This is a genomic window from Deinococcus taeanensis, assembly GCF_020229735.1.
Lineage (GTDB): Bacteria > Deinococcota > Deinococci > Deinococcales > Deinococcaceae > Deinococcus > Deinococcus taeanensis.
The window spans coordinates 1199036-1220837 of record NZ_CP083455.1 but is presented as its reverse complement, the minus strand read 5'-3'; the positions used below and the strand labels follow the sequence as shown (position 1 = coordinate 1220837).

General features: G+C 68.5%; 21 protein-coding genes. 15 read left to right on the top strand and 6 right to left on the bottom strand.

The features are described from left to right. The first annotated feature begins 6 nt into the window (after positions 1-6). From LAJ19_RS05935 to LAJ19_RS05925, 3 genes are read left to right on the top strand one after another with little or no spacing between them, the layout of a single operon-like run. Positions 7-405 (top strand): DUF3208 domain-containing protein, encoded by a 399-nt coding sequence (locus LAJ19_RS05935; protein ID WP_225523210.1) that lies wholly within the window; start codon positions 7-9, stop codon positions 403-405. Then, positions 395-607: a hypothetical protein gene (locus LAJ19_RS05930; RefSeq protein ID WP_225477518.1), complete on the top strand. Its 213-nt coding sequence runs from the start codon at positions 395-397 to the stop codon at positions 605-607. The genes LAJ19_RS05935 and LAJ19_RS05930 overlap by 11 nt, the downstream gene beginning before the upstream one ends. Then, complete coding sequence (locus LAJ19_RS05925; protein ID WP_225477517.1) at positions 604-1188, top strand: type 1 glutamine amidotransferase family protein; 585 nt, start codon at positions 604-606, stop codon at positions 1186-1188. Before LAJ19_RS05930 ends, LAJ19_RS05925 begins: the two co-directional genes overlap by 4 nt. A gap of 95 nt (positions 1189-1283) precedes the next feature. Here LAJ19_RS05925 and wecB read toward each other — a convergent pair whose 3' ends face one another. The 4 genes from wecB to miaA all read right to left on the bottom strand — a co-directional run bounded on the left by wecB (position 1284) and on the right by miaA (position 6224). Further along, positions 1284-2414 (bottom strand): non-hydrolyzing UDP-N-acetylglucosamine 2-epimerase, encoded by a 1131-nt coding sequence (gene wecB / locus LAJ19_RS05920; protein WP_225477515.1) that lies wholly within the window; start codon positions 2412-2414, stop codon positions 1284-1286. Continuing rightward, on the bottom strand, positions 2411-3556 hold the full coding sequence (locus LAJ19_RS05915) for an MraY family glycosyltransferase (protein WP_225477514.1): 1146 nt from the start codon (positions 3554-3556) through the stop codon (positions 2411-2413). The genes wecB and LAJ19_RS05915 overlap by 4 nt, the downstream gene beginning before the upstream one ends. A 360-nt stretch (positions 3557-3916) precedes the next feature. Then, on the bottom strand, positions 3917-5158 hold the full coding sequence (gene glgC / locus LAJ19_RS05910; RefSeq protein ID WP_225477512.1) for a glucose-1-phosphate adenylyltransferase: 1242 nt from the start codon (positions 5156-5158) through the stop codon (positions 3917-3919). A 166-nt stretch (positions 5159-5324) separates the two neighbouring features. Continuing rightward, entirely contained in the window at positions 5325-6224 is a 900-nt protein-coding gene (gene miaA / locus LAJ19_RS05905; RefSeq protein ID WP_225523209.1) for a tRNA (adenosine(37)-N6)-dimethylallyltransferase MiaA, read from the bottom strand. A 57-nt stretch (positions 6225-6281) separates the two neighbouring features. On the opposite strand from miaA, the gene LAJ19_RS05900 reads away from it, so the two are divergent. The 7 genes from LAJ19_RS05900 (at position 6282) to LAJ19_RS05870 (ending at position 14807) form a co-directional block, all read left to right on the top strand. Then, complete coding sequence (locus LAJ19_RS05900; protein WP_225477510.1) at positions 6282-6683, top strand: Hsp20/alpha crystallin family protein; 402 nt, start codon at positions 6282-6284, stop codon at positions 6681-6683. A 348-nt stretch (positions 6684-7031) separates the two neighbouring features. After that, complete coding sequence (locus LAJ19_RS05895) at positions 7032-8168, top strand: acyl-CoA dehydrogenase family protein (protein WP_225477508.1); 1137 nt, start codon at positions 7032-7034, stop codon at positions 8166-8168. Between the two features lie 99 nt (positions 8169-8267). Further along, on the top strand, positions 8268-10052 hold the full coding sequence (locus LAJ19_RS05890) for a putative bifunctional diguanylate cyclase/phosphodiesterase (protein WP_225477506.1): 1785 nt from the start codon (positions 8268-8270) through the stop codon (positions 10050-10052). A gap of 38 nt (positions 10053-10090) precedes the next feature. Beyond that, positions 10091-10849, top strand: a complete 759-nt coding sequence (locus LAJ19_RS05885; RefSeq protein ID WP_225477504.1) for a fumarylacetoacetate hydrolase family protein — start codon at positions 10091-10093, stop codon at positions 10847-10849. 235 nt (positions 10850-11084) lie between these two features. Next, a complete protein-coding gene (locus LAJ19_RS05880; RefSeq protein WP_225477502.1) occupies positions 11085-12662 on the top strand; it encodes an ABC transporter substrate-binding protein in 1578 nt (525 codons plus the stop codon). 100 nt (positions 12663-12762) lie between these two features. Continuing rightward, positions 12763-13791, top strand: coding sequence for an ABC transporter permease (locus LAJ19_RS05875; RefSeq protein ID WP_225477500.1), 1029 nt, complete (start codon positions 12763-12765; stop codon positions 13789-13791). 17 nt (positions 13792-13808) lie between these two features. Further along, positions 13809-14807: an ABC transporter permease gene (locus tag LAJ19_RS05870; protein WP_225477498.1), complete on the top strand. Its 999-nt coding sequence runs from the start codon at positions 13809-13811 to the stop codon at positions 14805-14807. A 61-nt stretch (positions 14808-14868) separates the two neighbouring features. Here the strand turns inward: LAJ19_RS05870 and LAJ19_RS05865 are convergent, their stop codons facing one another. Beyond that, on the bottom strand, positions 14869-15711 hold the full coding sequence (locus LAJ19_RS05865; RefSeq protein ID WP_225477496.1) for a DegV family protein: 843 nt from the start codon (positions 15709-15711) through the stop codon (positions 14869-14871). 198 nt (positions 15712-15909) lie between these two features. Further along, positions 15910-16662: a TSUP family transporter gene (locus LAJ19_RS05860; RefSeq protein ID WP_225523208.1), complete on the bottom strand. Its 753-nt coding sequence runs from the start codon at positions 16660-16662 to the stop codon at positions 15910-15912. Positions 16663-16773: 111 nt separating this feature from the next. Between LAJ19_RS05860 and LAJ19_RS05855 the strand changes: the two genes are divergently transcribed. The 5 genes from LAJ19_RS05855 (at position 16774) to holA (ending at position 21793) form a co-directional block, all read left to right on the top strand. Next, a complete protein-coding gene (locus tag LAJ19_RS05855; protein ID WP_225477494.1) occupies positions 16774-17889 on the top strand; it encodes a prephenate dehydrogenase in 1116 nt (371 codons plus the stop codon). Between the two features lie 47 nt (positions 17890-17936). Next, entirely contained in the window at positions 17937-19034 is a 1098-nt protein-coding gene (locus tag LAJ19_RS05850) for an acyltransferase (protein WP_225477492.1), read from the top strand. Between the two features lie 82 nt (positions 19035-19116). Next, positions 19117-19992, top strand: a complete 876-nt coding sequence (locus tag LAJ19_RS05845; RefSeq protein WP_225477490.1) for an alpha/beta hydrolase family protein — start codon at positions 19117-19119, stop codon at positions 19990-19992. Between the two features lie 81 nt (positions 19993-20073). Then, positions 20074-20934, top strand: coding sequence for a protein kinase domain-containing protein (locus tag LAJ19_RS05840; protein ID WP_225477488.1), 861 nt, complete (start codon positions 20074-20076; stop codon positions 20932-20934). Further along, positions 20891-21793 (top strand): DNA polymerase III subunit delta, encoded by a 903-nt coding sequence (gene holA, locus LAJ19_RS05835; RefSeq protein ID WP_225477486.1) that lies wholly within the window; start codon positions 20891-20893, stop codon positions 21791-21793. The genes LAJ19_RS05840 and holA overlap by 44 nt, the downstream gene beginning before the upstream one ends. The last annotated feature ends 9 nt before the right edge of the window (positions 21794-21802 follow it).

The following is a 21802-nucleotide window of genomic DNA, read 5'->3' as shown; positions in this document are numbered from 1 at the left end:
CCCGGTATGCTGTGCTCCGTGAGGACCAGTGAACCGCAGGCGGGAGGTCGCGCCGCCGTGCGTCTCCTTCAGGGCTACGTGTGGCACCCGCAGGAGGCCGACATTGACCTGGAGAACTTCCTGCCGCATGAGCTTGACCTTGCCGGCAGTGACGCCGGGGAGAACGAGGGCGCGCACGTGCTTTGGGACGGCGTAACCGCGCCGTTCGCATTCTTTGAGAACGGAGAACCAACCGCGTCGCAGGCGTTCTATCAGTTCACGGTGCTGCGCGTGTACGGTGCACGGCCGGACAATGACGCCCTTCACGCCGACGCCGAGGCCGCCAGCCAGATGCTGGAACCGCTGCTGAGCGGCACGCCTGCGGGTGTGGGCTGGCAGCTCTGGGAGGACCTGCGTGACCTTTGACGCCCGGGGCGTTCCCTGGCTGGACCTGACCGTCGAGGGTGACCCGCACCCCCGGCGCTTCGACGGCATGGCCACGGCGCTGCAGTACCTGCTTCGCGTCGAGCGGCTCTCCGACGCCGCGGCGCACCAGCTGCTGGAGACCGGTGAGGTCGGGCCGCCACTGGCACGCCGGGCGTACGTGCTGCAGCCGCTGGGCACGTGACCGCCCCGGTGCAGGAGACGCCCGGGCCGGTCGTGGCCCTCCCGGTGTACGCCGGAGTGAGCGAACTGGAACTGGGCGTGATGGTTACGGTGCTGCGCCTGTGTGGCGGGGAGGGCTGCGCGCTGACCGTCAACCGCTCGCGCGCCAGTATCGTCACCGCGGGGGGACTGGTCAGTACCCCGCACGTGCTGTATGCGGCGCTGCCCGACCCGGCGGCGCTGCTGGTGCCCGGCGGGCCGGGCGCGGCGCGCGCCGCGCGGGATCCCCTGCTGCGCACCTTCCTGGCTGCGCACGCGCACCTGCCCCTGGCGGCCAGCGGCAGCGGAGCCCTCCTTCCGGGCGAGGCGGGCCTGCTGGCCGGCCGAAGTGTGGGCGGACCGGTGGAACTGGCCGATACCCTGTGGGGGTTCACTCCCGACGAGGTGCGGCCAGGAGCCGTGGTGACCGACGGCCTGCTGTGTACCGCGCCGGGCGGCCTGGGCGCGGTGCACGCCGCGTTGCATGTTGCGCGGCACGTGTGGGGTGAGGCGGCGGCCCAGGAGGCCGCGGAGCGGCTGGGCGCTGCCCCTCTGCTGGGCTGAGACGGTCCTCTGCGCGAGGACGCGGCAGCCTGAAGGGTTCAGCTTACCGGGCGGGGGCGGCACCCACTGACCGGTGCCGCCCCCGCGCTGCGGGCTCAGGTCCAGTGCGCCGGCCGCCCGGCCAGCCCGAAATGCCACGCGATGGCCTGTGCGATTCGCTGGGCCGCGTGGCCGTCGCCGTAGGGATTGCGCGCCGACCGCATTGCCGCCAGCGTGCTCTCGCTGCTCAGCAGATCGTTGAGGACACGTTCCAGGTGCAGCGGGTCGTTCCCGGCGAGTTTCAGGACGCCGGCCTCCACCCCTTCCGGCCGCTCGGTCACATTCCGCAGAACGGCGACGGGAACGCCCAGCGCCGCGCCTTCCTCCTGCAGTCCGCCGCTGTCGGTGGCCAGCAGGCGCGACGCGGCCATCAGCGGCGCCATATCGCTGTAATCCAGCGGCGCTGTCAGTTCGAAGTTCGCTACGCTCTCCAGCGCCGGCCGCACGGCCTCCTGCACCGCGGGGGACAGGTGCACGGGGTAGATAAAGTGATGGTCGGCATGTGCCTGCGCCACGCGGGCCAGCGCGTGGGCCATGTCCCGCATCATGGGCTGGTTTTCACGGCGGTGCATCGTGACGGTCACCAGCGGCTGACCGGCCGCCACACGGGCCTGCCAGTCGGCCCGCAGGGGCACCCGCCCCGCCACCTCGCGCACGGCGTCCACGGCGGTCTGTCCGGTCACGAAGATCCCTCCGTCCGCCTTGCCTTCGCGGCGCAGGTTCTCCCGGCTGCCCTCGGTGGGCGCGAAGTCCAGGGTGGACAGCACGCCAGTCAGGCGGCGGTTTGCTTCCTCCGGGAAGGGTTCGCGCAGGTTCCCGGAGCGCAGCCCGGCCTCCACGTGGCCCACCGGGATACCTTCGTAGAAGGCGCTGAGAGCCACGCAGAAACTGGTGCTGGTATCCCCGTGCACCAGCACCATGTCGGCGTTCATGTCGCGCAGGGTCCGCCCGGCCTGCGGCACGATCCGCGCCGTGAGGTCTGCGAGTGTCTGCCGGTCCGTCATGACGTTCAGGTCCCGGTCAGGCGTCAGTCCGAACACCGCCAGGGCACTGTCGAGCATCTGCCGCTGCTGACCGGTCGAAAGAATCAGGGGGGTCAGGCCGCCCTGACGGAGCAGGGCCTGGTAGACGGGCGCCATCTTGGTGGCCTCGGGCCGCGTCCCGAAGGCGAGTACGATCGTTTTCACTCGTCATCTCCTTCACCGTGGCGGGCAAGCTCGCGCTTCCGGGCTCGGACCCGGCGGTAGGCCACGAAGAACAGGCACAGCATGGCGCTGGCAATGGTGCCGGCAATGGCCTGGGCGCGCAGGCCCTGCAGGGCCATTCCCACGGCGCCGCACGCGAGGGCCACGAGCCACAGGATCACTGCGGTGCGGCGCGCGCTGGACGTGCGGGCCAGCACCCGGTGATGAATGTGGGTCTTGTCCGGGTGACGCAGCGGGTTGCGGATGCCGCGTGCCAGCCGTCCGATCACCACCTGCGTGGTATCGATCAGCGGGAGGGCCAGGACGATCAGCGGGACGATCAGGCTGGCACCAGCGCTGACTTTCAGGGTGCCGAGCAGGCTCACGGCCGCGAGGGTGAATCCGAACAGCGTGCTGCCCGCGTCCCCCATGATGATGCGGCTGGGGTTGAAGTTGTGCCGCAGGTACCCGAGCGCCGCGCCGGCCAGACCCGCCAGGAGAATCACGGCGGCCGCCCGGTCCGCGAACTGCGCGGCCGTGGCGAGCAGCACGAAGCTGGCGACGAAGGCCACGCCGCCCACCACGCCGTCCACTCCATCGAGGAGGTTCACGGCGTTGGTGAGACCCACCACCCACAGGATCGTGAGCACGGTGCTGAGCGGGTGGTTGACGGCGTCGGGAAGGAGCGGCAGCAGTGGAATGGTGTTGAAGTCGATGCGCAGGTCGTTGACGAGCAGCAGCACGGCCGCGAGGGTCTGCACCAGCAGGCGTGACAGGGGCGACAGGCCGTACTGGTCATCAATAAAGCCCACCAGGACCAGCATGGACGCGCCCAGCAGAATGGCGAGCACCTGAATGTTCACGATGTCCACGGCGATGGGGCGCAGCGCCCACGCGACAATGATGCTGACGATGAATCCCGCGTAGATCGCCAGGCCGCCGGCGTTCGGCAGGGGCTCCTTGTTCAGGCGGCGTTCGTTGGGCTGGTCCGCCCAGCCGACCTGAATGGCGAAGGCACGCAGACGCGGAATAAACACCCAGGTGAACACCCCGGCGGTGATGAACGTGATCAGGACGCTGAGAAACCCCCGGCCGAAGAGGTCAGCGATGCCCAGCTGGGCGGCGAGTGCCTGCAATGACTCCATAAACGGCCACAAGTGTAACGGCTGGGCAGGTCACGCCGCTCAGGTGGGCATCAGAAGCCCCTCGTTCCCCAGCAGAGAAGCGGTGATGTGGCCCGGCCTGCACTCTTCCGGCGGGTCTGCAGGGACCTTCTGCCCTCCGGAGTTCTGGCACTCAGGGGGAGGGACCATCCGGCCTGCCAGGGCGAGGGGCACAGAAGTCTCCCCTGTTTTCTCGCCCGTAAATGGTGGGCGCCCAGGCACGCCGGTCCGGAGCCGCTTCCCCGTTCGCGGAAAAGCAGCACCACGACCCCGATCAGGGTCGTGGCAAGGGCCGTGCCTGGTGTGCGGCAGGGCGGTCCGTGATCCGGCCGCCCCGGGTGGTCAGAAGGTGTAGCCCTTGGGGACCACAACCACGCCGTTGTCCGTCACGGTGAACCCGCGGGCGCGGTCCTCCTCGACGTTCAGGCCGATTTTCGTGCCGGGAGGGATGATCACATTCTTGTCGACGATGCAGTTGCGGATGTGGGCGTGACGGCCGACCTCCACGTCGTCGAACAGCACGCAGCTTTCCACAAGGGAGTAGGAGTGCGTGCGGACGCTGCGGCCGAGAACGCTGTCCCGGACGGTGCCGCCGCTGATGATGGTCCCCCCGGCCATAATGGTGTTGAACGCCTGACCCTTGCGCCCGTCGCTTTCATGCACGAACTTGGCAGGTGGGGAGAACTCGCTGCTGGTGCGCAGCGGCCACTGCGGGTTGTAGATGTCGAACTCGGGGTTGATGCTGACGAGGTCCATGTTCGCTTCGTAGTAAGCGTCCAGGGTCCCGACGTCTCGCCAGTAGGTGTTGGCGGTGCTCTGCCCGGGAATGGGGTTGCGGTGGAAGTCGTAGGCGATCACGTTGTACCCGTCACTGAGGGCGCGCGGGATGACGTCACTGCCGAAGTCGAAGCCGGATTCGCCGCTGCCCATGTTGGTTTCGAGCAGTTCGTCCAGCGCGCGGCGGCTGAAGATGTAGTTGCCCATGCTGGTCAGGCTGGTGCCTTCCTGGCCGGGAATACTGGGCGGATCCTTGGGTTTTTCGAGGAAGTCCGTCACGCGCCAGTTCTGGTCGACGTGCATCACACCGAACTGGTGCGCCATGCTCTGCGGCATCGGGTACGCGGCGATGGAGACGTCCGCGCGGGTTTCGATGTGCTTCTGGAGCATGTGCTCCACGTTCATCTTGTAGATGTGGTCGCCGCTGAAGATGGCGACGTAGTCCGCTTCGTAATTGTCAATGAGGTGCATGTTCTGGTACACGGCGTCGGCGGTACCGCGGTACCAGACGGGTCCGAGTTCCTCGATGCGGTACATCTGGGCCGGAACGAGCGTGATGAAGTAATCACTGAGGAAGGTTCCGAACCGCCAGCCGCGCTGGATGTGCTCGGTGAGGCTCTGCGCTTTGTACTGCGTGAGGACGTAGATGCTGAACACGCCGGAGTTGATGAAGTTGTTGATCGCGAAGTCGATGATCCGGTACTTGCTGCCGAACGGCACGGCCGGCTTGCTGCGTTTCTGCGTCAGCGGGGCGAGACGGCTGCCCTGCCCTCCAGCGAGAATCATGCCCAGAACGCGTGGTTTCATGTGTTGTCCTCCAGTGAACCGGTGTACGGAAGGGGGCTTGGGGCGGCCTGCGGCGTGCAATTACTGTACTGTCTGCCCGTTTGCACTGGGCAGCGCCGATCTGAACGACGGCCGCCCCCGCGCTGGAATCGCCCGGTCCGCGCACAGGTTCGAGTTGGGGGTCACGCTAAACGGGCAGCAGGCGGGTCAGGTGCAACCCGGCTTCATGTGCGCTTAACAGCGGTGCGCGCAGCTGCGTACGGATGAACGTCTGCTGCCGCCGGGCGTACTGGCGGGTGGCCAGGGTCACCTGCGTGGCGGCGTCCTGGGGGCTGAGGGTGCCGAGCGCCACAGCCAGGGCCTCGCGGTAGCCCAGGGCCTGCCACACGGTGGGGCGCGGCTGCGTCCCGGGGTCCACCTGTGCGGCAAGCCACGCGGCCTCGTGCGCCCAGCCACGCCCGAACATGGCCTGGATGCGCTGTGCGGCCCGCGCCTCCAGCTCGGCCTGCGGCAGCGTGAAGGCGGTCACGTGGTACGTGTGTGCGGGGGGGCGGCGGCCGTAATCACCGGGGTAACGGCCGGTGCGGCGGTACACCTCTGTGGCGCGCACCACGCGGCGGGGGTTGCGTTCCATGCGGGCCGCCTCGGCGGGATTTCGGGCCGCGATGTCTGCGAGCAGGGCGTCGAGGCCGCGTTCGGCCAGTTCAGCTTCAACCTCGGCGCGGGTGCGCGGATCGGAGGGCGGTGTCAGCGGCAGGCCCTGCGTCAGACCCGTGAGGTAGAAGCCGGTGCCGCCCACCACCAGGGGCTGGCGGCCGCGGGCGCGGATCTCGTCGATGGCTGCTTCGGCCAGCGTGACGAAGCGGGCCACGTCGAACGGCTCATGAACGTCGGCGACGTCCACAAGGTGGTGAAGCACCCGGGCCTGCTCGTCGGGGGTGGGTTTGGCGGTCCCGATGTCCAGTCCCCGGTAGACGGTAAAGGCGTCGGCGCTGATGATCTCGACCGGCCTGCCCTGCGCGAGACGCGTGGCGAGCGCGGATTTACCAGCGGCAGTGGGGGCGGTCAGGATCGGCACCGGCGGCAACACGCGCCCGATCATACCGGGTGCGGCGTCCCGCGCCGGGGTGCTACCGTATCGATCATGAACGAGCCCGTGCTGGCGCGACTGCAACAACTCATGACGCTGCGCGAGGAGGTCGAGACCCTCGCTGCCCTTGGCCCCTGGACGCCCGCCGCCGACTGGTGCGACGGGGACAGCCACCTGGAACTTCACGTGGACGTACCGGGCGTTCAGGCGGACACGCTTGAATTGTTTGAGGAGGGCGACACCGTTACGGTCGCGGGACAACGGGCGGAGCCGGCCCGTCGTCTGGGCGGTGACCGGCCCAGTGGCACCTTCCGCCGAACCCTGACATTTCCGGAGCCGGTGCTGCCGCAGACCGGGCAGGCCAGTCTGAGTCACGGGGTGCTGACCGTGCGCTTCGAGAAGCGGCACCCGACGATCAATGTGGCTGCGGACCGCGTGCCGGACGACACACCCTGACCGCCGGCCGGGGGGCCGCCCCCATCAGGGGCAATGCGGTCTTTTTCGCATTCGGGCGCAGGGCGGGGGTGCTACCTTCACCGCGCTGTGGCCCGGAAACGACGAATGAGGCGCAAAAAACGGCAGAATGATGCCTGGACGATCCCGGTGTCGAATGTCCTGCTGTGCGTGAATGTGCTGCTGCTGGCGGCGGTGCTGCGCGAGCTGCACTGAGTGGGTGGGGCGTGACGCAGGCCGTGACAGGGGCGCCCCGGCGGCCTGCGTCCCGACCTGATAAGATTGAACCCAGTATAAACCGCTGTGTGATTCCCACCGTTTCGCCCCGGCCGAAACCCCTGAGGAGTGCCTATGGACTTCACCCTGAACGACGAACAACGCCAGCTGCAACAACTTGCCCGCGACTTCGCCCGCAAGGAGATCATTCCGATCGCCGCCGAGTACGACCAGAAGGAGGAACTGCCCTGGCAGGTCGTGGAAAAGGCCTTCGAGGTGGGCATCCTGAACCCCACCATTCCCGAGCACGCCGGCGGCCTTGGCCTGGGCATGTTCGACGAGTGCCTGATCGGCGAGGAACTCGCCTACGGCTGCATGGGCATCTACACGGTCCTGATGGCCAGTGAGCTGGGCATCGCCCCCATCCTGATCGGCGGAACGCAGGAGCAGCAGCAGCGTTTCCTGACCCCCCTGACCGAGAAGGCCGGCCTGGCCGCCTTTGCCCTCAGCGAACCGAACAACGGTTCCGACGCAGCGGCAATGGGCACCACCGCCGTGCTGGACGGCGACGAATGGGTCATCAACGGCACGAAGATGTGGATCAGCAACGGCGGCCTCGCCGAGGTAACGGTCGTGTTTGCCACCACGGACCGCCAGGGGGGCCACCGCGCCACGGTGGCGCTCGTCGTTCCCCGGGACGCCCCCGGGTTCACGTACAACAAGATCAAACACAAGATGGGCCAGCGTGCCTCCCTGACCAGCGAACTGGTGTTCGAGAACGTCCGGGTGCCCCGCGAGAACCAGCTGGGCGGCCTGGGTGACGGCTTCAAGATCGCCATGAAAACCCTCGACAAGACCCGCATTCCTGTGGCGGCCGGCTCGGTGGGCATCGCCCGGCGCGCCCTGGACGAGAGCGTGAAGTACGCCAGGGAGCGCGCGGCGTTCGGGAAACCCATCGCGGAATTTCAGGCCATTCAGTTCAAGCTGGCCGAAATGGCCATGGGCATCGAGACCGGCCGCCTGATGTACCAGAAGGCCGCGTGGCTGGTCGATCAGCATCAGGCGCACGGCTACGAGAGCGCCATCGCCAAGGCGTACTGCTCGGAAATGGCCTTCAGCGCCGCGAACGAAGCCATTCAGGTGCACGGCGGGTACGGGTACGTGGGTGAGTACCCCGTGGAGAAACTGCTGCGCGACGTGAAACTGAACATGATCTATGAAGGCACCAACGAAATTCAGCGTGTCGTGATCAGCCGCCACCTCCTCAAGTAACCGGCCAGCCGGCAGACGCGTCGCCCACAGGGGTCTCACCCGGCCTTCAGTCCCTGGACTGACAGGTTCGTGTGAGGCCTTGTGCTGGACACTGCGCGCATGTGGCCTGACCTGCCGGACCTGAATGCTTTTCAGTCGCTGGCTGTCATGGGCGATGAGGCCGGCCGGCTGGAGGCTCTGCGCGCGCTGAACCTGCTGGACACCCCGCCCGAGCAAGCGTTCGACCGGATCGTGCAGCTCGCCGCCCGGCACTTCCGGGTCCCCGTGGTTCTCCTGAGCCTCGTGGATCACGACCGGCTGTGGTTCAAGGCGCAGGTGGGCCACCCTGCCCTTGAGATGCCCCGGGCGTCGTCGGTGTGCAGCCTCACGATTGAGCACAGCGGGCCGCTGGTGATGGCCGATACGCACCTCGACCCGAGAGCCCACCGCCTGGACTGCGTGACAGGCGAAGAGAACGTCCGGGCGTACGCAGGGATTCCCGTAATGAGTGCGGAGGGGTACGCGGTCGGGACGCTGTGCCTCATCGACCACCAGCCGCGGCCCTTCAGCGCGCAGGACATTGAGGACCTGAAGCACCTCGCGGAGATCGTCACTGCGGAACTTGACCGCCGCCGCGCACAGACGCAGCTGGATCATCTGGCCCTGACCGACCCGCTGACCGGCCTGCCCAACCGCGCCCACTTCCGGCAGCACCTGTCGCAGGCCACGCGGCGCGTCACCCTGACGGGAGAGCGCGTGGCACTGTGCCTGCTGGATCTTGACCGCTTCAAGGTCATCAACGACACGCTGGGGCACGAAACCGGGGACCTCCTGCTTCAGCAGGTGGCGGTGCGCCTTCGCGACGCGGTCTCCAGCAGTGACCTTGTGGCCCGGATGGGCGGCGATGAGTTCACGCTGGTTCTCACGGACGTGCGAGACATTCAGGCCACCGATCAGATTCTCGATCGTCTCCAGGACGCCTTCCGCGTGCCGTTCGTGCTGAACGGGCAGGAACTGTTTGTTGCCTGGAGTGCGGGCGTGAGCCTGTACCCGGACGACGGCGTGGACGCCGACGAGATGCTGACCCGCGCGGACACCGCCATGTACCGCGCCAAACGCAGCGGCCAGCGCTACGCGTACTTCAACGCCCAGCACGACCGGCGCAGCGCCGCCGAAATTGAACTCGTCTCCGCGCTGCACCACGCCCGGACCCGCGGGGAGCTGCTCGCGGTCTACCAGCCGGTGGTCCGCGCGCAGGATTTCACGCCGGTGGCGCACGAGGCCCTGATCCGCTGGCGCAGGGGCGGCACGCTGATCAGCCCCGCGGCGTTCATTCCGCTGGCGGAAAGCTCCGGGCAGATCCATGAGCTGGGGGAGTTCATGCTGCGCGAGGCGGCCACACAGGTGCAGAGCGGCCGGCTGAGCCGCGTCTCCGTGAACGTCAGCCCACTGGAATTTGAGCAGGGGGATTACGTGCAGCGGGTCGCCAGGGTGCTGGACGACACCGGCCTGCCGCCTGACCAGCTGGTGCTGGAAATCACCGAAACGTCGCTGCTGGACGCCGACCGCTCCCGCGAGGTCCTCACCCGCCTGCGGGACCTCGGCGTTCAGCTGGCGCTCGACGACTTCGGCACGGGGTACTCCAGCCTGTCGGCGCTCGCAACCCTGCCCGTGCAGCACCTGAAAATTGACCGGTCGTTCGTGCAGGACGTAGGCCAGGACACGCCCGGGGGGCGGCGCGCACTGGACGTCGTGCGGAGCATCGTGACCCTGGCCCGCGCGCTGGACCTCAGCACCATTGCCGAAGGCGTAGAGACCGCCCGGCAGGCCCAGCTGCTGCGCGACGTGGGCTGCACGTACCTGCAGGGCTACCATTTTGGCCGTCCCGCCCCGCTGATCGCCTGAAGTGCGCCGGGCACCCGCGCGTCCCGTATCCTGCGCGCATGCAACTGGTCAGAATTTCCCATGAAGGGCAGGCGCACTGGGGCGAACTGGACGGCGCGCAGGTTCACCTGACGCGCGGCATGCGGGGCGAACCCCTGGGCACCACGGTGCCCTTCAACCCGGCGGCGCTGCTGGCCCCGGCCGAGCCGACCAAGATCGTGTGTGTGGGCCGCAACTACCTGGATCACATCCGGGAGCTGGGGAACGACACCGGGGACCTGCCGCGTGAGCCGGGCATCTTCCTGAAAGGCCCCAATGCCCTGGCGGAACCGGGCGGCACCGTGGACCGGCCAGACTGGACCCAGAATTTCCACTTTGAGGGGGAACTGGCCCTCGTGATCGGCCAGCGCGCCCGGCACCTCACGCCGGACACCGCGCTGGCGCACGTGGCCGGGTACACCTGCGGGCTGGACCTCACGGCGCGGGACCTTCAGAAAACGGACCTTCAGTGGTTCCGCGCGAAGGCCGCCGACCGGTTCTGCCCGCTGGGCCCCTGGCTGGAAACCGACCTGGACCCCACCGACCTGCGCGTGCAGACCCGCGTGAACGGCGCCGTGCGCCAGGACAGCCGCACGAGTCACCTGATCTTCCCGGTCGTGGACATCCTGGTGTACGTCACGCGGTTCGTGACGCTGGAGCCCGGGGACGTCGTCCTGACCGGCACGCCCGAAGGAGTGGGCGCCCTGAACGCCGGGGACGTGGTCGAGGTTGAGGTCGAGGGCATTGGGGTACTCCGCACCCCCATCGGGGTGGGCTGAACACCGTCCTCCGGGCCAGGCCCCGGCGCCGCCCGCACTGCACGCCGCCGGCGCCCCGCAGGCTTCCCTGCCGCCCGTGGCCCGGCGGGTGCCGCTACGCCGGGACGCTCGCTTGACACCCCCACAGGTGGCCCATACCCTAAGCGCACGTTTTCCTGTTTTCATCACCTGCCCGTCCAACGCCACACGCCCCGTCCGGGGCGCCGTGGGTTCAGGCGGCGGGTGCGGAGGTTCCATGAAGAAACTGCTCCTGACCGCTCTGCTCTCCACCCTCAGCGCCGCGTCGGCCGCCACGCTGGTTTTCGGCGGTAACGGCGAGCCCGTCAGCCTGGAGCCCGGGAACATCACCGACGGCATCAGCATCCTCGTGCAGCGCCAGATCTACGACACCCTGGTGGATTTCGAGGACGGCACCACCGACCTCAAACCCGGTCTGGCCACCAAGTGGACACCCAACGCGAACAACACCGCCTGGACCTTCACGCTCCGTAAGGGCGTCCGCTTCCACGACGGCACCGCCATGAACGCCGACGCGATTGTGTTCAACCTCAGCCGCTGGTGGGACAAAGCCCACCCCTACAGCTTCCGTGATCAGGGCCGCACCTTCGAAATCGTTGGCGAGCTGCTCGGCGGCTACAAGGGCGACGCCACGGCCGTCATCAAGAACATCGTCAAGGTCAACGACTCAACCGTCCGCATTGACCTGAACAAACCCTCCAGCGTGCTGCCCAACGTGCTCGCCGCCGGGTACTTCGGGATTGCCAGCCCCACGGCCATCAAGAAGGAAGGTGCGAAGTACGGCACGCCAGCCAGCAAACCCGTCGGCACCGGCCCGTTTGTCTTCCAGAGCTGGCGCACCGGTGACCGCGTGACCCTGCTGCCCAACAAGCTGTACTGGGGTGAGAAGGCCAAGGTCGACCAGCTGATCATCCGGTCCATCAAGGACGCCAGCCAGCGCCTGAACGAGCTGAAGGCCGGCACCATCGACTTTGCCAACGACCTCACGCCCGACAGCCTCAAGAGCGTGCAGGCCGACAAGAACCTCGTGGCGGTCAAGCGGCCCAGCTTCAACGTGGGCTTCCTGAGCCTGAACAACCGCAACCAGTACCTGAAGAACGAGAAGGTGCGCCAGGCGATCAGCATGGCCATCAACAAGAAGGAGATCGTGAATGCCTTCTGGAACGGCCTGGGCATCAGCAACGCCTCCTTCGTGCCGCCCGTGATGGCCTGGGCAAACAGCAGCAAGGTGCCCGCGGATTACAAGTTCGATCCTGCCGCTGCGAAGAAAATGCTCGCTGACGCCGGCTACCCGAACGGCATCAGCCTGGACCTGTGGTACATGCCCGTGTCCCGCCCGTACTTCCCGAACCCCAAACCCATCGCCGAGGCCATTGCCGCTGACCTGAGTGCCATCGGCGTGAAGGTGAACCTGAAAACCGAGGACTGGGCCAAATACCTGGAAGACCGCAACAAGGAACCCGGCTTCGACATGTACATGATCGGCTGGACCGGCGACTACGGCGATCCCGACAACTTCTACGGCGCGTACTACGGCAGCAACGCCAGCGACGACATCAACTGGAACCCCAGCACCGTCGAGACCCTGCTGCAACAGGGCCGCGCCGCACCCACGCAGGCCGCCAAGGCCAAGATCTACCAGCAGCTGCACGAAATGACCTACAACGCCGCGTACCGCATCCCGATGGTTCACAGCAACCCCCTGGCCGCCGCACGGACCTACGTGAAGGGCTGGGTGCCCAGCCCCCTGGGCAGCGAAGCGTTCAACTCCGTCAGCGTTCCCGGCAAGAAATAAGCCGCCCGCGTGGGGCCGGAGCAGCGTCCATCCGGGCGCCTGCCCCGGCCTCCGCGCGCGCAGGTCCATTCATCACCAACTGTTTTTCTGGAGGTTTGCTTTGGGCAGTTACCTGATTCGCCGCCTGCTGCGGACCGTGCTGGTCATGCTGGGCATCAGCCTGGTGGTTTTCGTGTTCGTCCGTTCGATTCCCGGTGACCCGGCAGTGGCCATGCTGGGCGAGCGCGCCACGCCGGAAGCGGCCGCTGCGCTGCGTGAGCAGCTGGGCCTCAACAAGCCGTGGTTCCTCAATCCGTCCAATCCGCTCGACGCCCAGTACCCGAAGTACATGAACGCCTTGCTGCGCGGCGACCTGGGCACCGGCATCAAGAGCAACATTCCGGTGCTGGACGACCTGAAGGCCCGCTTTCCGGCGACCGCCGAGCTGAGTGTCGCGGCCCTGCTGTTCGCCCTGCTGGTGGGCATGCCGGCCGGGATTCTCGCCGCGCTGCGCCGCAACAGCTTCTGGGATAACCTCGCTACCACCATCTCCCTGCTGGGCGTGAGCATGCCCGTGTTCTGGCTTGGCCTGCTGCTGTCGTATTTCTTTGCCGTGAAGCTGGGCTGGCTGCCGCCGAGCGCCCGGCTGGGCAGTGAGACGGACCTGCAGCCCATGACCGGGTTCTACGTGCTCGACGGCCTGCTGCGCGGTCAGCCGGCGGCGAGCTGGGACGCGCTGCGGCACCTGATTCTGCCGGCCATCGCGCTGGGGACCATCCCCCTGGCAATCATCGCGCGCATCACGCGCAGTTCCATGCTGGACGTGCTGGGACAGGATTACGTGCGGACAGCCCGCGCCAAGGGCCTCACGCAGCGGGCCGTGACGGTCAAGCACGCGCTGCGCAACGCCCTGCTGCCGGTCGTGACGGTCATCGGCCTGCAGGCCGGGGCGCTGCTGGGCGGCGCCGTCCTGACCGAAACGATCTTCTCGTGGCCGGGGATCGGCTCGTGGGTGTATGAAGCGATCAGTCAGCGGGACTACCCCATCATTCAGGGCGGCGTGATCTTCGCGGCCCTGGTGGTGAGCGTCGCGAACCTGATCGTGGACCTGAGTTACGCTGCCCTGGACCCCCGCATTCAGTACAGCTGAAAGGAACTGGTGAAGACATGACAACCGCAACCGTTCCGGCTGTGAAACGAAAGCAGGACAGTATCTTCTGGCGCCGGTTCCGGCGCAGCACGCCCGGCAAGGTCGGCGCAGTGATTGTCCTCGCGTTCGTGCTGCTGGCAGTGCTGGCCAGCGTCCTGAAGCCGTACGATCCCACCACTGACCGCAACTACCGCCTGACCCTGAAGCCGCCCAGCGTGACGGCCCTGTGGAACAAGGACGTGGCGGAAACCTACACCGATCCGGTCAGCGGCAAGGTGAATGCCTGGGCCGCACCGTTTGGAACGGACAACCTGGGCCGGGACGTTATGACGCGCGTGCTGCACGGCACGCGGATCAGTCTGAAAGTCGGCGTGGTGAGCACCATCCTGGCGCTCGTGCTCGGCACGCTGCTAGGCCTGCTGGCCGGGTATTACGGCGGGTGGCTGGACAGCGTCCTGGGGTACCTGACGGACGTGATGCTGGCCTTTCCGAGCATCCTGCTGGCCATCGGATTTGCCAGCATCTTCAGCACCAGTGACCCTCCCCTCCTGATCGCCGGCCTTGACCGCCTGTTCGCGCTGAACAGCCCGCAGCTGGTGACCGCGATGCTGGCCGTGTCGCTGGTGCAGGTGCCGGTGTACCTGCGCCTGGCGCGCGGGGTGGTGCTTTCCGTGAGGGAACGGGAGTTCGTGCAGGCGGCGGGTGCGCTGGGCGCCTCGCAGACCCGTATGATCTTCCGGCACGTGCTCCCCAACAGCCTGTCACCACTGATCGTGCAGGGCGCGCTGAGCATCGCCACGGCCACCATTGAGGTGGCGGCCCTGGGATTCCTTGGCATTGGGGCGCAGCCCCCTCTGCCGGAGTGGGGCACGATGATCAGCGACAGCCGCCAGTACTACATTGACGCGCCGTGGACGATGGTGTTCCCGGGCCTGGCGATCTTCCTGACGGTGCTGGGCTTCAACCTGCTGGGTGACGGCCTGCGGGACGTGCTGGACCCGCGCAGCACGCAGTAGGACCGCTGCAAGGAGGGGGCTGCGTATCTCGCGGCCCCCTCCTGCTCTGTCTGCCCTCGCCTCAGGCGAGGGGCAGCGCCGTAAAGCCGTACGTGCCCGGCCCGACGTGCGCGCCGATCACGGGCCCCATCAGCTGCACGCGGCCGCGCTGCACGTTCAAGCCGCTGGCGGCCATGGCGCTGCGCAGCGCATTGATCCGGGCCGTGTCGCGCCCGGCGTGCATGATCGTGACGCTCACCGGCGCGTTCCCCAGGCGGCCCTTGATGCTGTCGAGCATGTCCGCGGCGGCCTGGTCCACCTTCACGCGGCGCGTGGCTTTCAGTTCGCCGTGGTCGAAGGCGAGGATGGGCCGCAGGCTCAGCATGTTGCCCAGCAGCGCCTGGGCCCGCCCGATCCGGCCACTGCGGCGCAGGTACTCCAGGCTGGCCACCGACATTTCGGAGTACATGCGGTCCCGGGCATCCAGCACGGCTTTCGCGGCGCCCTGAAGATCTTCGCTGCTGTTCAGGTGGGTGCGCGCCACCATGGCAAGTTCGGCCAGGGGACCGCCGGCCACCTCGGTGTCGAGCACGTGAATGCGGCTGGTCTCGCCCAGGGCCTGCGCGGCTTCCTGGGCGTTCCGCACCGTTTCAGACAGCTTGCCGGACAGGTGGAGGCTTAAGACGGCGTCGTGCGTTTTCAGGAGTTCGCGGTACTGTTCGGCGAACGCGCTGACCGAGACGGGCGCGGTGGTGGCAGCGCCCCCAGTGCGCATGTGGTCGTACACGGCGTCCGGGTCGATTTCCAGCCAGTCGAGCATGGTGCGTTCCTGCATGTTGACCTGCAGGGGGACAACGCGAATGCCCATCTGCTGCGCACTGTCCGGGTGCAGATCACAGGTGGAGTCGGTAAGAACGGCAATCATACCCTTGTATTAGTGTGTTCTTCACTTCTCTTTCTGTAATGCAATCGCCTTCATGGGGTTCCACCCGCTATCTGAACAGCAAATCCGCGTTCTGAAAGGAAACTGTCAGGGCCTACTGTGTAGCGGACAGAACCGTTCCCTGCAGCGGCCCGGCGCGGCCTGCACGCCGACCCCATGCCGTGCAGCGCCGACCGGGCGTCAGGGGATGAAGATCAGGCGCGCAGCGACGAGCAGCACGATCGCGCCGTACATCCATTTCACGAATGAACTGCCCCGCAGCATCGCCAGGCGTGCACCCAGGGTGGCGCCCAGGGCGTTCGCAGCGCCCATGGGCAGCCCGATCCACCAGACCATCTGGCCGCCGATCAGGAAGAACAGGAACGCGCCGAGGTTCGTGGCGAAGTTGATGGTGCGGGCGTTGCCGCTTGAGCGCACGAGGTTGAAGCCCGCAAGGGCAAACAGGAACATGGCGAACGTGCCGGTGCCCGGCCCCAGAAAGCCGTCGTAGGTCCCGATGATGAACGTGCCGGGCAGGGTCAGTGCCAGCGTGCGTGCGCTCAGGCCCGGGTAGCGGTCTTCAAGCCCGAAGGATTTGTTCACGAGCACCAGGGCGCCCACGCCGAGGATCACGACGGCCACCAGGGTACGGAAGGCGTCCGGGTTCACGAAATGCACCAGGAACGCCCCCAGGGCGCTGCCGGCGAGTGCCAGCGGAATGAGGCGCAGCACCAGCGCGCGCTCCACGTGGCCTTTACGCCAGTACTGCGCGGTGGCGCTGCCGGAGCCGAAGATCGCCAGAAGTTTGTTCGTGGCGACCACCTGCGCCGGGCTGAGGCCCATGAAGAACAGGGTGGGAAGCGTGATGGTGCCGCCCCCCCCGGCGACCGCGTCGATGAACCCGGCGAGAAAGGCGAGCGGCAGACCGTACAGCAGAACTTCGGGACCGGGCACGGGTGCAACTGTACTGCCCGCCCCGGGCGGGGCGTCCGCGAGCAGCAGACAGCGCGGGGCCGTCTGCACGGGCGCGCGCCGCGGCGGGACGTGCATGCTAGCCTCCGCGTCATGAGTTCCGAGTCCGGTGCGGCGAGCGTGGCCCCCTCTCCTCTGTTCGGCACGGCGGTCGTGGCTGGCGTGGGTCTGATCGGGGGGAGTGTGGCGCTGGGCCTGCGGCAACGGTTCCTGGCGAGGCGCGTGATCGGCCTGGACGCCAGTCCGGACGTGCTGCGGGAAGCGGAGGCGCTGGGCGTGGTGGATGAGGTGCGGGCCGCGCCGGGCGAGTGGCTGCGCGGCGCTGACCTGGTGGTGCTGGCCGCGCCCATGCGGGCCCTGGCGCCCCTGGCGCGGGACCTGGCGCCGTTCCTGAACGCGCAGGCGCTCGTGACGGACGTGGGCAGCGTGAAAAGTGGCATTGCGGCGGAAATGGAGCGGCTGGGTGTGCGGCACTTCGTGGCCGGGCATCCCATGGCGGGCAGCGAGCGCGGCGGGGTCACGCACGCCCGCGCGGCCCTGCTGGAAAACGCCGTGTGGGTCCTGACGCCCACCGACCACACTCCCCTCACGGCCCTGAGCCGCGCGCGGACGCTTGTGGAACAGCTGGGCGCGGCGCCGGTGGTGATGCCCCCGGACGCACATGACGCCCTGGTGGCCACGGTCAGTCACCTGCCCTATCTGGCCAGCCTGGCGCTGACGCACATGGTGGCGCGCGACGAGCGCCTCAGCCTGCTGGCCGCAGGGGGGTTCCGGGACCTGACGCGCGTGGCCAGCGGTGATCCGCGCATGAGCCGGGACATGGTCGTTGAGAACAAGGAAGCCCTGCGTGAAGCGCTGACGCGGTTCCGCCGTCAGCTGGAACGTCTGGAAGCAGACCTGGATGAACCGGAGGAACTGCTGGCCGCCGCACACGAGGGCAAACGCACGCGCGACAGCCTGCCCATCGTGAAGCGCAGCCTGCTGCCGCAGCGGCATGACCTCGTGGTGGCGGTGCCGGACCGGCCCAACCAGATCGGGGCGGTCACGCAGGCCCTCGGCGCGGCGGGTGTGAATATCAAGGATATTGAGGTGCTCGCCATTCGTGAGGAGGGCGGCGCGATCCGCCTGGGTCTGGAAACGCCGGAGGACGTGGCGAGCGCCGCCTCGATTCTGCAGGACGCGGGGTTTGAAGTGCGTGGGCGCACCTGACCGGCATTCACCCCGCCGTTGCCCAGGCGGGGTAGGGTGGGGAGGTTGTGACGGACGTTCCCCCTGCCTCACCCGCCGCCCCGCCCCCGCGCGCGGCGCGCGCCGACAATCTGACCGCCATCGACATGTTCCGCGGCCTGACCATCATCGAGGTGGTCGCCCATCACTCGACCGGAGTGATGCTGCGGTACCTGGATCCGGCCTCCACCGCCCACCTTGTGACGCTGCTGCTCAACCGCACGCTGCACTTCGCGGTGCCGGCGTTCGTGTTTCTGTCGGCCGTGGTGCTCACGCGCAGCCTGCTGCGGCGCTTCGAACCGGGCCGCTACGCGTGGCGGCGCCTGACGCGCGGCGCGTGGCCCTACCTGCTGTGGAGCGTCCTGTACATCCTGTGGTACGTGTGGACCGGGCAGCGGGACCCGTCATCCCTGACTGACCCTGAGCGCTGGCGGGACTGGCTGCTGTACGGCAAGGCCAGCTACCACCTGTACTTCCTGCTCGTGGCGCTGGAGGTCTACATGGTGCTGCCGCTGATGCTGCCGCTGGCCCGGCGGCGCCCGGGCATCACGGCGGCGCTGCTGCTGGGCCTGGCGCTCCAGCTGGGACTGTACCTGCTGAACCGTGAGGTGCTGAAGCTGCCCTTCCCGGCCAGTACGGTGCTGTGGTACATGCTGCCCATCACGCTGGGCGTCGCGGTGGGCGCACGCCTGGATGAATTTCCGGCGTGGTGGCGGCGCCGGCGCTGGCTGCTGCTGCCGCTGCTCGCCCTGGTGTACGGCCTGTACCTGCCGCAGGCACTGGCGTACGTGCGTGGAACGCCCGTGACGCCCCTCGTGTACTCAGGTCTGTCGTGGACGTACACCAGCCTGATGGCCCTGACCCTGCTGGGCGTGGCGTTCCGCGTGCAGAGCAGCGCCTCGGCCGTGCGGCTCACCGTGGCGCTCCTGGGCACCGTGAGCCTGCAGGTGTACCTGATTCACCCGGCGCTGCTTCAGGCGCTGGAACGCTGGGACGCGCCGCAGGGTCCGCCGTGGCAGGTGGCCCTGACAATGGTCGGGTACTTCCTGCTGGCGCTGGGCCTCCCGGCGCTGCTGGGGCGGGCGCTGCTGAACACGCGCCTGAGCACCCTGGTGTTCGGCCGCTGATCTGATGCGGCAGGGACCGGCGGGGCTTCACGGCGGGGGCGCTCAGACGCCCGTGATGGCGCACACGCTAGAGTGCCGCCCGGTGAACCGAGTCCTGATGCTTCTCCTGTGCCTGCTGAGCGTAACTGCCGGGGCGTTGATCGTGCCGCCCGCCGCCACCGACGCGGCGGCGACCGCGCGGCGCGGCTGGGTCCCGGTGGGGGCCGGCCGCGCCGCCTCCCTGCTGCGCGTGCCGCCCTCATGCAGCGGCGCGGGGTGCGGGCTGGTCGTGGTGTCTCACCCGCGTGGGCAGACGCCCGAGCACCTGCGCGCAAGTCCGCAGGCGAGCGTCCTGACCGACGCGTTGCTGCGCGCCGGGTTCGCGGTGCTGCTGTCGAGCGACGGTGGCCCGAGCACGTGGGGCAGCCCGGCCGACCTGACCGCGCTGGGGGTCACGCACGCCACGGCCACGCGGCAGTTCATGTGGAACGGACACACCTACGCCCTGGGACTCAGCATGGGCGGGCTGATGGCCCTGCGCAGCGCCCTGCCCGGCGCGCCGTACCCGGTGGAGGGCGTGGCCCTGATTGACGCGTGGGTGGACGTGGACCTTGCGTACCGGTCCGCGGCGTCGCGCCGGCAGGAGATTGAGGAAGCGTACAACCGCGTGTCGGCCCCTGAAGCGGACCTCAACCCCCGCTGGCTGGTGGCGCACGCGGGTACGCTGCCGCTGCTGGTGGTGGGAAGCCGGGATGACCGGACGGTGCCGTTCGGGCTGAACGGCGAGGCGCTGTACAGTCAGGCGGCGCTTCCCGGCCTGGGGGGGCTGATGCAGCTCAGTGGCCCGCACCTCGGCGGCAACCGGTTCACGCCGGGCGTTGCGGAGCGGCTGGTGACGTTCTACCGGGCCCTCGCGGCCGTGTGCCCGGCCGGAGCGCCGGCCCCCTGCACGGCGGGACCGGGCGCCCGTGGCCGCTGAACGCGCGTGCAGACGGGCCGGAGCGCTACAGTGTTCTCCAGTCTGCTTTCCCGGAGAAGGAATGTGAAAGACTTAACGCCAGTGAGTCCTGACCTCAGCGCCCCTCAGACCCTGACCGACCGGACCGTGCTGGCCGAACGCGCCGGCGTGCGCAGCGAGCTTGCCATCTGGCGCGGGCAGCGCGTGTTCGTCAAGACCCTGATGGCCGGCGACCCGGACACCCGGGCCCGCTTTGAGCACGAAGGCCGCGTGGCCGCCCTGGTCCAGCACCCGCTGATCGTGTCCCCCCTGACGTTCACGCGCACGCAGCTGATCTTTCCGTTTGTGCCGGGCGGCACTCTGCGCGAACGCCTGGAACGCGAACTACTGAACGTGGACGAAGCCACGCAGGTCACGGCGGGGGTTCTCGCGGCCGCCGCGGCGCTGCATGCCGGAGGCGTCACGCATCAGGACCTGAAACCGGAGAATGTCCTGCTGGCCGGCGGGGAGGCCGCCCTGCCCGGCGTGAGGGTCATCGATTTCGGCATGAGTCACGCCGGGTCCCTGCCGCTGGACATTCACAGCGGCACGCGCATGGGCACCCCGCACTTCATGGCGCCCGAGCAGTTTCTGGGCGTGCGGGGGGACCCGCGCAGCGACCTGTACTCGGCGGGCGTGCTGCTGTTCGACTGCCTGGCCGGCCACCCGCCGTACGAGGACGCCCTGGGCTGGCTGGCCGGGATTCACGAGCGGCGCGCGGACCTGCCCGGCCCGGAGCCGCTGCATGACCTGCTGCGCCGCAGCCTCTCCCGTGACCGGTCCGAGCGGCCGGAGTCAGCGGCCCGCATGTACGCGGAACTGTGCGAGGCGCGCGCGGCGCTGAGCCTCCCCCCCTGCCGCCCGTGGAGGGGGCCCCGGCGTGCCACTGATCGTGTTCAGCGGGAACCGCTTTCTCGCGGATGAAACGCTGCGGGACACGCTGAGCGCCCGGGGGCTTGACGCCCGGGCGCTGCCGCGACTGGGCGGCGAGGACGTCACGGCCGACACGGTCGGCTCGCACCTGAACCCAGGGCTGTTCGGGGACGGCGGCGTGATTGTGGACCTGGAAGGCGTGAAGCCCGACAAGGCGCTGCTGGAGCTGCTGGCGGCCGCGCCGGTCACGGTGGCGCTCCTGGATGAGACGCCGCCCGCCACGCGCCTGAAGCTGTATGAGGCGCGTGGTGAGGTGGTGCCCTCCCCCGCCCCGTCCAAGCCGGGGGATGTGGCCGGCTGGGTCGTGCAGCGCGCCCGCAAGGAGCGGCTTCCCGTGGAGCGGGACGCGTGCGCCTACCTCGCGGAGGTGTTTGGCGCGGACCTGGCCGGCATCGCCGGGGAGCTGAACAAACTGGCGCTGCTCGACGGCCCGTTTACCCGTGAGGCGGTGCGGCGCGTGGTGGGCCGCGAGCCGCCCGGAGACAGTTTCGCCATGCTGGGCGCCGCGACCGCCGGAAAACCCGGCGAAGCGGTCACGCAGTTGCGGCGCCTGCTGGCGTCCGGTGAAGATCCGTTCAAGCTGATGGGCGCGGTCGTGTGGCAGTACAGCCTCGTGGCGCGCTGCGTGGCCCTGCAGCAGGAGGGGGGGCGGGTTACGGAACAGGTGGCGGCGCAGCGCCTGGGGGTCAAGCCGTACCCGGCGAAGAAGGCGCTGGAGGTGGCGCGCCGCCTGAATGAGGCGCGGATCCGTGCACACCTCAACCGCATCCTGGACGCTGACCTTGCCATGAAGCGCGGCCTGGACGCCGGCGTGGCGCTGGAGCGGCTGATCGTGCAGCTCAGTGTCTGAGAGCGCTGC

Bases quoted from the DNA above. Each gene is read 5' to 3' on its own strand.
- LAJ19_RS05890 (WP_225477506.1), top strand. From the start codon at position 8,268: ATGTGGCCTGACCTGCCGGACCTGAATGCTTTTCAGTCGCTGGCTGTC.
- glgC (WP_225477512.1), bottom strand. From the start codon at position 5,158: ATGAAACCACGCGTTCTGGGCATGATTCTCGCTGGAGGGCAGGGCAGC.
- LAJ19_RS05895 (WP_225477508.1), top strand. From the start codon at position 7,032: ATGGACTTCACCCTGAACGACGAACAACGCCAGCTGCAACAACTTGCC.
- LAJ19_RS05900 (WP_225477510.1), top strand. From the start codon at position 6,282: ATGAACGAGCCCGTGCTGGCGCGACTGCAACAACTCATGACGCTGCGC.
- LAJ19_RS05935 (WP_225523210.1), top strand. From the start codon at position 7: ATGCTGTGCTCCGTGAGGACCAGTGAACCGCAGGCGGGAGGTCGCGCC.
- LAJ19_RS05855 (WP_225477494.1), top strand. From the start codon at position 16,774: ATGAGTTCCGAGTCCGGTGCGGCGAGCGTGGCCCCCTCTCCTCTGTTC.
- LAJ19_RS05865 (WP_225477496.1), bottom strand. From the start codon at position 15,711: ATGATTGCCGTTCTTACCGACTCCACCTGTGATCTGCACCCGGACAGT.
- LAJ19_RS05915 (WP_225477514.1), bottom strand. From the start codon at position 3,556: ATGGAGTCATTGCAGGCACTCGCCGCCCAGCTGGGCATCGCTGACCTC.
- LAJ19_RS05885 (WP_225477504.1), top strand. From the start codon at position 10,091: ATGCAACTGGTCAGAATTTCCCATGAAGGGCAGGCGCACTGGGGCGAA.
- LAJ19_RS05880 (WP_225477502.1), top strand. From the start codon at position 11,085: ATGAAGAAACTGCTCCTGACCGCTCTGCTCTCCACCCTCAGCGCCGCG.
- LAJ19_RS05870 (WP_225477498.1), top strand. From the start codon at position 13,809: ATGACAACCGCAACCGTTCCGGCTGTGAAACGAAAGCAGGACAGTATC.